Annotated in this window: 1 protein-coding gene; it reads right to left on the reverse strand. The window is 62.1% G+C overall.

Translation table 11 applies throughout. The features are described 5' to 3' along the window. On the reverse strand, window positions 1-1,194 hold a 1,194-nt coding region (locus tag ACVW0Y_RS23850; RefSeq protein WP_457441873.1), incomplete at both ends, for an Ig-like domain-containing protein.

Here is a 1,194-nt window from a genome sequence, read left to right on the forward strand (position 1 = left end):
GTGGTTACCGTCGCCGCGGCAACTGCCACGAAGGTCACAGCTGTAGAACCATGCGCAGTCCCGGAAGTAGCGGTAACGGTCGCCGTGCCGGGCGTGGTCGAGCTGGTCAGCACAGCGCTGGCCACACCGTTGGCATCAGTCACCGAACTGGTTTTATCCAGAGTGCCGCCCGTGGTGGTCCAGTCGACGGTCGCACCCGGAACCGGGTTGCCCTTGGTGTCCATCACCACGGCACTGATAGTCGAGGTGCTGGTGCCGTCGGCGGCAATTGATCGCAAGGATGTGCTCATACCGGTAACCCCAGCGGCTGGACCTGCTACGAAAGTCACTTCCGTCGAGCTATGCCCCCCGCCGGAGTTGGCCTCAACAGTGGCCTTGCCGGTGGTAGTCGGGCTAGTCAGCTCTACAGTGGCAACACCATTGGCATCAGTCACCGAGCTGGTTTTATCCAAGGTACCGCCGGTAGTCGTCCAGTTAACCGTCACACCCACAACCGGGTTGCCCTGGGCATCCTTCGCCACAGCGCTGATGGCCGAGGTGCTGGTGCCGTTGGCAACGATTGATGTCGGAGAAGCTGTAGTGGTAACCGTCGCCGCGGCAACTGCCACGAAGGTCACAACTGCCGAACCATGAGCAGTCCCGGAAGTGGCGGTAACGGTCGCCGTGCCGGGCGTGGTCGAGCTGGTCAGCACAGCGCTGGCCACACCGTTGGCATCAGTCACCGAACTGGTTTTATCCAGAGTGCCGCCCGTGGTGGTCCAGTCGATGGTCGCACCCGGAACCGGGTTGCCCTTGGTGTCCATCACCACGGCACTGATAGTCGAGGTGCTGGTGCCGTCGGCGGCAATTGATCGCAAGGATGTGCTCATACCGGTAACCCCAGCGGCTGGACCTGCTACGAAAGTCACTTCCGTCGAGCTATGCCCCCCGCCGGAGTTGGCCTCAACAGTGGCCTTGCCGGTGGTAGTCGGGCTAGTCAGCTCTACAGTGGCAACACCATTGGCATCAGTCACCGAGCTGGTTTTATCCAGGGTTCCGGCAGTAGTGGTCCAGTTAACCGTCACACCCGGCACCGGGTTGCCCTGGGCATCCTTCGCCGCAGCGCTGATGGCCGAGGTGCTGGTGCCGTTGGCAACGATTGATGTCGGAGAAGCTGTAGTGGTTACCGTCGCCGCGGCAACTGCCACGAAGGTC

This window comes from Pseudomonas sp. TE3786 (genome assembly GCF_054057335.1).